Origin of the sequence: uncultured Fretibacterium sp., assembly GCF_938030725.1 — a bacterium.
Classification (GTDB): domain Bacteria; phylum Synergistota; class Synergistia; order Synergistales; family Aminobacteriaceae; genus Fretibacterium.
Window position 1 is genome coordinate 1 of the sequence record NZ_CALHIQ010000157.1, and the last position, 8,406, is coordinate 8,406.

Consider the following 8,406-nt stretch of genomic DNA (forward strand, 5'->3'; position numbering starts at 1 on the left):
TGTCGGACCTCACCTGGTCCCCCATCCTGGGGCCGGAGGGGAACATGGAGTTCCTCTGCCGGCTGACCCGCGAGGACCACGGCTTCCTGCCCGGCCTCGACCCGGAGGCGCTGGTCCATGAGGCCCACGCGGCGCTAGACGGGAAACGGAGCCTTTGATCCTTCAATTTTTACCCTTCGACCGGAGTGTGATTGAACGTGATAACGCGGACGTTCCTTGAGCGCATCTTCTCGGCGGCCAGCATGAAACGCTGGAACGACCACCCGCACCCCGCCGTGTTCACGGAGCTGGGCAAGCAGGCGCACAAGATGGTCACGGCATGGGTACTGGGCAAGTGCGAGGAGGACCGCGGGGAGAGCGTGGACTGGGGGGCGCTGATTCGGGGCGGGATCTTCGAGTTCCTCTACCGCGTCGTGGTGACGGACATCCGCCCGCCGGTGTTTCACAAGCTGATCCAGGACCCGGAGACGAAGGCGGAGCTCGACGCGTGGGTCGCGGAGCGCCTCGCGCCGGACCTGGCGGCCTTCTCGCCCGACATGGACCGGGCCTTCCGGGACTACCATCGCCACGCGGGAGAGCGGACGCTCGAACGGCGCATCCTGGGCGCGGCGCACTACATGGCCACGAGCTGGGAGTTCGCGTTCATCCTGCACTGGAGCGCAGACATGTACGGCATCGAGCGGACGCGGCGCGAGGTGGAGGCCAACGTCGCCGCCATCGACCTGCCCTCCGCGCGGGCCATGCTGGACGCGCGGGACGGCTCCCCCCTGTGGGGGTTCATCTCCATGGTGGGGCAGCTGACCTTTCAGAAGCGCTGGGCACAGACCGACCGCGTGCCCCAGACCTCCGTCCTGGAGCACCTCCTGTTCGTGGCCGTCGTTTCGTGGCTTTTGTCGCAGGAGATCGGCGCGTGCCCCCGGCGTCTCTACAACAACTTCTTCTGCGGCCTGTTTCACGACCTGCCGGAGGTCCTTACGCGCGACATCATCTCTCCCGTCAAGGCCTCCGTCGAGGGGCTGGACAAGATGATCCGCCGCTACGAGCACGAGGCGATGAACGAGCGCATTCTGCCCCTGCTCCCGGACGGGTGGCACGACGAGCTGCGCTGGTACACGGAGGAGGAGTTCACCAACAAGACGTGGCAGAGCGGACAGATCGACCCCATCCAGCGGCACGCAGGCGACATCCCTGCCGAGTTGAACCGCGACGACTGCAACCCGATGGACGGCCAACTCGTCGGGGTGTGCGACAAGCTGGCCGCCTACATCGAGGCGTCGGCCTCCATCCGCACCGGCATCCGCCCCACGGAGCTGGAGGACGGCAAGCGCGCCCTCTACCGGCGCTTCCGGAACGCGAAGGTCGCCGGCCTGCAGCTGGGGTACCTCTTCGAGTACTTCCGGTAGGGCTCAGAGGCGCGCTCACACGGTTCGCTGAGATACCCCCTTGATGCGGCACACGGCCCAGTTTTTGCTGGAGGCCGTCACCGTGCCGCCGCAGTAGGTGCAGCGGGCCGATGCGTTGACGTCGAGGGGCGCGCCGCAGTGGGGGCAGTAGACCGCCTTCACGCCGCCCTTGGCCCGGTCCGTCCTCTCGCCGCTCCTTCGCGTGAGCTCCCATTCGTACTCCATGAACTTCTCTCGATCCTTGCTGCCGGAAACGACCCGCCCCGTCCGGTCGTCCAGCGTGTACACCGTGATGCGCGTCCGAATGGCGGCCACGAGGAAGTCCATGCCGCCCGCTTGGTAGTACCCCTTCAGGTTCGTCTCCAGCACGGCGATGCGCTCGATGTAGTCCGTCTCGCGCTTCTTGCGCATCGGGGCCAGCAGGCCCTCCATTTGATTGTAGAACGCATCCGTCAGCCACGGCCGCACGGGCTCGATGTTTTTGTTGTGCCAGCAGTCCTGCATCTGCACGTAGAGGTTGGCCATGTGTTCCTGGAGCCCCGCCGCGCTGAAGTCCGGGTCCAGCCTCAGGTAATCGCTCATGGGCAGGAGGGGCCTGGAGAGAACGATTACTTCTTCAGGCGCGTCCGTCCGCCCCGCGCGGCGATTCCTGGCGAAGAGCCCCCTGTCCCCACAGAACTTGACGACGAAGAACAGGATCACCAGCATCGCAACGATGTCGATGGAGTCGATGGAGCCGCCGACCCCACCCAGGTTTATGAAACCGCCGTCGCCGCCTCCCCAACTGTCGCCGCCGCCGCTCCACCCGCCGCCCGAGCTTCCGCCGTAGTCGCTCTCCCCCGCGAAGTTGCCGAAGTCGGAGCCCTCCCCGACGTTCAGGGGCAGGGCGATGGCCAGACAGGCCAGCAACAGGGACAGCGCGAGATACGGCAACGCCTTTTTGAAAACGTCCTTCATGGTTCCTCCGTTCCGCCAGACTTGTCTAAATATACTCATAGGTATCTTTAGTGCTGACTTCCTGCTTCACTGAGGCCGGTTTCACCAAAAACTTGCGTTCCTGGTCAGAGCCTTCCTCTCCACAGGCTGACACCGTGGAACTCACGGCGTATTCCTTCAGATTTTTTGCAGCATTCACATCCCGCTCATGCTCCACTCCACAATTCGGGCAGGTCCACGATCGAACGGATAACGGCAATTCTTCAAGCTTCCAGCCGCAGTCCGAACACGTCTTGCTGCTCGCAAACCAGCGGTCCGCCATCACGACAAGCGAGCCCGTATCACGAGCCTTGTAGTCCAGCTGACGGCGGAACTCAAAGAAACCCATATCCGAGACCGAACGAGAAAGATGGCGGTTCTCCAGCATTCCTTTCACGTTTAAGTCTTCAATGCCGATTAACTCAAAACGCCGTGTCAGGTCGGTCGTCAGTTTGTGCAGCGCATCGGCTCGGATGTTCGCTATGCGAGCGTAGTGGCGCGCAAGCTTCAGTCGCGCTTTCCTACGGTTTGCAGAGCCTTTTTGCTTCCGTGCCACGGAACGGGATAAGCGCCTTAAACGCGGCAGCAAACAAGCCAACGCCTTCGGGCCGGATATAACCTCTCCCGTTGACAGTGTAGCGAGCGCCGACACTCCCAAATCCACCCCCACAGCGCCTTGGCTTTCGGCCTGGGGAATGGACCGGAGGTTGAGCGAAGCTGCATGATCCGTGTCACTGACAGAGACGCAGATGCTTGCAAACCACCGGTCCGCGACACGAGAGATCGTCGCGGACACGATTTTCCCACGGAAACGCAATGCCTCACGCATCCTCACCCAACCCAGATTGGGGATACGAATGCGCCGACCGTCGATATGAAACTGATCGTTGCTGATGGAGAAACGGTCATGGATGCCCTTCCTGCGGAACTTGGGATATTTCGCCCGAAGAGCGAAGAAGTTCCTGAACGCCTCCCCAAGCTGCATGATTGCCAGCTGAGGCGCGCACTTGGTGACCTCGAGCATCCAGGGAAACTCAGAGCGCTTGATGGCGTTCAGTTGTCGGCGCAACGCCATTTGATTGGGCCTGGGCAGGCTGTTGTCCGCCTTCCATGCCTCGTACTGGCGAGTCCACTCCGTCAGAGCCCAGTTGTAGGCAAAACGAGCCACACCACAGGCGCGAGCAAGGTGCGTCGCCTGCGCGTTATTGGGGTCCAGTGCAATCTTGTGGGCTCTCAGCATTGTTGAGCTTCCTCCACAGCCTTTTTCACACCTTCAAGCAACTTCTGATTCTTTCGGGAGCGCAAACCGTACAAACGAGCAGAAAACACGGTGATGATCTCAAGAACGTCCTTTGCAAGGTCCTCCTCGAACGTCGTATCCTCACCGCTGTTCAGGATAACGACCGACACGTTTTTCGCTTCGCAGATGGCAAACACAAGCTCTGCTCCGAAGCGCAAAAGACGATCTTTGTGGGTCACAACCAGGCGAGCGACGCAACCATCAAGAATTTCGTTCAGAAGTCGCTTCAAACCTTTTTTGTGGTAGTTCATGCCGCTGCCGAGGTCTGAGATAACCTCAAACGTCCAGCCTTGATGTGCGCAATACAGTTCCAGAACCTGTTTTTGACGTTCCAGGTCCTCTTTTTGATCGTGGCTGGAAACACGAGCATATGCCAGAGTTTTGCGACAGTCCGTTTTTTGCCGAACCCGGTGAGGAAGTAAAACATCCAGGTCATAGCGACGCTGATTCCCGGAAGTCCTGACTGAGGACACCTTGCCTTCCCGATCCCAACGCCGAAGCGTAGAGACGGAAACTCCTAATAGTTGAGCTGCCTCTCCAATGCTTATATATCTGTTCATATTGAATATTATTGCACATGTTTAGATATGCTTCAATAAGCAGTTAACAAAACCTCAACGGGCGCCCCCTTGCGGCGCCCGCTGCCGGAAAACGCGCAGCAGCGCGGTGCGCTTCAACGCCTTACACTTCAATGCCTTGCGCTTCAATGCTTTCCTAAGTATAGCATTGAGTATCGCATTGCCGCGTTGAACCCGTCCGCGGTTTTGTTCTATAATACTTCCAACTGATGAAACCATCCGAAAACTTTGAACCGCCTCGCAGGGCGGCCCTGCGAAATTCGATTCCTGAACGGGAGGAAAGACTGAGATGACGAATCTGGAACTTGCGATGACCCGAACGTGGGCGGAGATCGACCTCGACGCGCTGGAGGGCAACGTCAAGTCGCTGAAGGGGCTGCTGAAGCCGGGGGTCAAGTCCCTCGCCGTGGTCAAGGCGGACGCCTACGGCCACGGTATCGTGGAGGTCGCGAAAAAGCTCGAAGCGTGCGGGATCGACATGCTGGCGGTGGCCTACGTCATGGCGGCCGTGACGCTGCGGGAGAACGGCATCAAGCTGCCCATCCTGTGTCTGGGACAGTCGGCGCCGTCCCTGGCCCCCCTGATGTGGGAGCACGACGTCACCCAGGCGGTGGGGGACCTCGAAAACGGCCTCGCGCTCTCCAGGGCGGCCAGCGCCGCGGGGCGGACCATCAAGATCCACGTCAAGGTGGACACCGGCATGGGGCGCATTGGCTTCTACTGGCCGGAGAGCGGCTGGGAGGCCGTGGCCGACGAGATGGCGACGCTGTGCCGCCTGCCCGGGCTCGAGGCCGAGGGGCTGTTCAGCCACCTCGCCAACGCGGACGGCGACCCCGAATACACCCGCATGCAGATGGCGAAGTTCGCCGCGGCCCGTCAGGCGCTGGCGGATCGCGGCGTCACGTTCCGGCTGGGGCACATCGCGGCCAGCCTCGGCGTGCTGAGGTACCCTGAGGCGCACCTGGACATGGGCCGCTTCGGGCTGGTGCTCTACGGCTACGCCTCTCCGGACGAGGAGGTGGAGTCCCCCGCGGAGCTGAAGCCCGTCATGACGCTCAAGGCCCGGATCGCTGCCGTCCGCGAGCTGCCGAAGGGGGCGAAGATCGGCTACGGCGGCACGGCGGTCCTGAAGCGCGACTCCATCCTGGCCGTCCTGCCCGCGGGGTACGCCGACGGGTACCCGCGCGCCCTTTCCAACAGGATGAGCGTCTACATCCACGACCAGCTCTGCCCGGTGGTGGGGCGCGTTTGTATGGACATGTTCATGGCGGACGTCACGGACGTTCCGGGGGTCAAGGCCGGGGACGAGGCCGTAATCCTCGACGGGCGCCTGATGCTGAAGGCGGCCCTCGCGGGGAACACGATCATCCACGAGCTCCTGAGCTGCATCATGCCGCGGGTGCCTCGCGTCTTCATCGAGCGCGGGGAAAAGAGGCTTTAGGGAAGCGGACCCAGCCAGAATCCACCAAAATCCAAACGAAGAGCGCGGCGGGAGAGCGTCAATTCCGCCTCTTCAGCGCCGCAGCCAGGGCGTGAGCTTCCGCCAGCTCCTCGGCGGTGGCCGCGCCCTGTTTCATCCTCGCGTTCAGCGCGGCGAGGCGGGCCTCGCCCCTGCGCCGCTTCAGCGCCGTACAGACGACGCCCCAGGGGTCCGCGCCGTCGGGGGAGGCGACAAGCTCGTCGCAGAAGGCGTCGCCCCGCGCCAGCAGGGCCAGGGGATATCGGTCGTTCAGCGACAGCCAGCGCGCCTCCAGCGCCGCAGGGGACTCCATCAGGATGGAGAGGGCCACCTCCTTCACCCGCTCGTCGGAGAGAAGCGCCAGCACCTCCTCCGCAGGCGTCCGGCGACGGGTCCCGTCGCGCCAGAGGAGGGAGCACAGCGCGGACTCGAGCGGGTCCAGCGCCAGCTTCCGCGGAGGCTCATGCCCCTCCGGCGCGGGGGCCTCCGATGGGCGGGACGCGGGGCGCGGGGCGCGGCGGCGAAAGTCCTCGAGCTCCCTCCAGAACTCGTGGGGGTAGAGGTTCAGCGCTCCGGCCAACTCGGGGACGTGGGGGGCGATGCTGGAGGGGTCCAGTTGCAGGAGGCCGTTCATGAGGGACTCCACGCCGGCCCGGCGGGCGTCCGGCAACTCCAGGGCCCCTCGAACGGCAGCCAGGTGCTGGAGGATCAGCGGACGCGCGTTCGCGATCGCCGCCTCGAAGCGGGCCGGGCCTCCGGACGCCAGCAGGAATTCGTCCGGGTCCTTCCCCGACGGCAGCGAGACGACGCGCACGTCAAGCCCCAGCTCCTGAAGGACGTACATGCCGCGCAGCGTCGCCTCCTGCCCCGCCGCGTCGCTGTCGTAACAGATGTAACAGGTGTCGCTGAAGCGCTTGAGCAGCCGTGCCTGGTCCTCCGTCAGGGAGGTCCCCAGGGAGGCCACGGCCTCCGGAAAGCCGCACAGGTGCAGCCGCAGGGCGTCCATGTAGCCCTCCACCAGGATGGAGCGCTTTCGCTCCCGAATGGCGCTTCGGGCCTCGTGCAGCAGGTAGAGGTTTCTGCGCTTGCTGTAGATCTCCCCCTCCGGACTGTTGATGTACTTCGCGCCCTCGCCGTCCACGAGGCGCCCGCCAAAGGCGATGACGCGCCCCGCGACGTTCCGGATGGGGAACATCAGCCGCCCGCGGAATCGGTCGTAGACGCCGCCCCGCTGCCCTTCCAGCGCCAGCCCACAGGCGACGGCCTGGCGCTCCGTGACGCCCTGGCTCCGAAGGTGTCGGGTCAGCGAGTCCCAGGAGCTGCCGCTCCAGCCGAGGCCGAAGCGCTCCGCGTCCGAGGGGGAAAGGCTGCGCCGGTCCAGGTAGGCCCGCGCCGCCGCGCCCTCCGGCCCCCGGAGCTGCGCGCTGAAGAACCGGGCCGCCTCCCCCATGACCTCGTACAGGTCGCCACCCGCGCGCTTCCCGTCGCCGCGCCGCGTCAGCGTCACCCCCGCCCGCTCCGCCAAAAGCTCAAGGCACGCGCGGAAGTCCAACCCCTCCGTTTCCATGACGAAGGTGAAGACGTCGCCTCCCTTGCCGCAGCCAAAGCAGTGGTAGTTCTGCCGCTCCTGGGACACGTGGAAGGATGGCGTCTTCTCGTTGTGGAAGGGGCACAGGCCCACGAAGTCCCGCCCGGCGCGGCGCAGCCGCACCCGGTCCCCAACGATGTCCACGATGTCCAGTTTTTCCTTGACGAGCTGCACGTCGTCGTTTGCCATAGCGGAAGCTCCTTTCGAGAGCAGGTCGAGAGCGCGGCTTTGAGGCGTTCAAAAGGCGTTCAAGACAGAAAAGTTCGGGAGGGCGGACGCCCTCCCGAACTACAGTCGATATTCCGCCGGCCGTCCGGTTTATTCCGTTTCCAAGTCCTTTGCAAGCAAGGCTTGGGAGCTGAAATTTAGAACAGCGGGGCCAGCACGAGGGCCACCACGGTCATCAGCTTGATCAGGATGTTCAGGCTGGGGCCGGCCGTGTCCTTGAAGGGGTCGCCCACCGTGTCGCCAACGACGGCCGCGGCGTGGTTCTTAGAGCCCTTGCCGCCGTAGTTGCCCTCCTCGATGTACTTCTTGGCGTTATCCCAGGCGCCGCCCGCGTTGGACATGAAGATGGCCATCATGACGCCCGTGACGATGGCGCCGCCCAGCAGGCCACCCAGCGCCTCCTTGCCCAGCAGCCAGCCCACCAGGATGGGCGCAGCGATGGCGAGGCAGCCGGGGACGATCATCTGGGTGAGGGCCGCGTGGGTGGAGATGGCCACGCACTTCTCGTACTCCGGCTTGCCCGTCCCCTCCATGATGCCGACGATCTCACGGAACTGACGGCGCACCTCCTCGATCATCGCCTGAGCCGCCTTGCTGACGGCCTCGATGGACAGGGCACAGAAGATGAAGGGCAGCATGCCGCCCAGGAACATGCCCACGATGACCTTCGGGTCCATGATGTCGATCTTGCTGATGCCCGCAGCCTGGGAGTAGGCGACGAACAGGGCCAGCGCGGTGAGGGCCGCGGAGCCGATGGCGAGGCCCTTGCCCATGGCGGCGGTGGTGTTGCCGATGGCGTCCAGGTGGTCCGTGATCTCGCGGACCTCCTCAGGCAGGTCACTCATCTCGGCGATGCCGCCCGCGTTGTCGGAGAT

Annotated in this window: 7 protein-coding genes; 2 read left to right on the forward strand and 5 right to left on the reverse strand. The window is 64.0% G+C overall.

Features of this window, described 5'->3' with window-relative positions:
- Positions 1–197: 197 nt before the first annotated feature.
- Entirely contained in the window at positions 198–1,403 is a 1,206-nt protein-coding gene (locus Q0629_RS08850; protein WP_298781540.1) for an HD domain-containing protein, read from the forward strand.
- A 15-nt stretch (positions 1,404–1,418) separates the two neighbouring features.
- Here the strand turns inward: Q0629_RS08850 and Q0629_RS08855 are convergent, their stop codons facing one another.
- From Q0629_RS08855 to Q0629_RS08865, 3 genes are read right to left on the reverse strand one after another with little or no spacing between them, the layout of a single operon-like run.
- Positions 1,419–2,360 (reverse strand): zinc-ribbon domain-containing transport protein, encoded by a 942-nt coding sequence (locus Q0629_RS08855; protein WP_298781528.1) that lies wholly within the window; start codon positions 2,358–2,360, stop codon positions 1,419–1,421.
- 25 nt (positions 2,361–2,385) lie between these two features.
- The gene (locus tag Q0629_RS08860) at positions 2,386–3,618 is read right to left on the reverse strand and encodes a transposase (RefSeq protein WP_298781530.1); all 1,233 of its coding nucleotides are present in this window, start codon (positions 3,616–3,618) and stop codon (positions 2,386–2,388) included.
- Positions 3,612–4,238: an IS607 family transposase gene (locus Q0629_RS08865; RefSeq protein ID WP_298781532.1), complete on the reverse strand. Its 627-nt coding sequence runs from the start codon at positions 4,236–4,238 to the stop codon at positions 3,612–3,614. Before Q0629_RS08865 ends, Q0629_RS08860 begins: the two co-directional genes overlap by 7 nt.
- Before the next feature lie 307 nt (positions 4,239–4,545).
- Between Q0629_RS08865 and alr the strand changes: the two genes are divergently transcribed.
- On the forward strand, positions 4,546–5,697 hold the full coding sequence (gene alr, locus Q0629_RS08870; RefSeq protein WP_298781534.1) for an alanine racemase: 1,152 nt from the start codon (positions 4,546–4,548) through the stop codon (positions 5,695–5,697).
- A 58-nt stretch (positions 5,698–5,755) separates the two neighbouring features.
- On the opposite strand, the gene dnaG is transcribed toward alr, so the two are convergent.
- Positions 5,756–7,492, reverse strand: a complete 1,737-nt coding sequence (dnaG, locus tag Q0629_RS08875; protein ID WP_298781536.1) for a DNA primase — start codon at positions 7,490–7,492, stop codon at positions 5,756–5,758.
- A 176-nt stretch (positions 7,493–7,668) separates the two neighbouring features.
- Positions 7,669–8,406: sodium/proton-translocating pyrophosphatase (locus Q0629_RS08880; RefSeq protein WP_298781537.1), on the reverse strand; the 738-nt coding region annotated here is incomplete at its 5' end.

What these genes read in the sequence shown, in the direction of transcription:
- Q0629_RS08855 (WP_298781528.1), bottom strand. Translation starts at nt 2,360, where the DNA reads ATGAAGGACGTTTTCAAAAAGGCGTTGCCGTATCTCGCGCTGTCCCTG.
- alr (WP_298781534.1), top strand. Translation starts at nt 4,546, where the DNA reads ATGACGAATCTGGAACTTGCGATGACCCGAACGTGGGCGGAGATCGAC.
- Q0629_RS08860 (WP_298781530.1), bottom strand. Translation starts at nt 3,618, where the DNA reads ATGCTGAGAGCCCACAAGATTGCACTGGACCCCAATAACGCGCAGGCG.
- dnaG (WP_298781536.1), bottom strand. Translation starts at nt 7,492, where the DNA reads ATGGCAAACGACGACGTGCAGCTCGTCAAGGAAAAACTGGACATCGTG.
- Q0629_RS08865 (WP_298781532.1), bottom strand. Translation starts at nt 4,238, where the DNA reads ATGAACAGATATATAAGCATTGGAGAGGCAGCTCAACTATTAGGAGTT.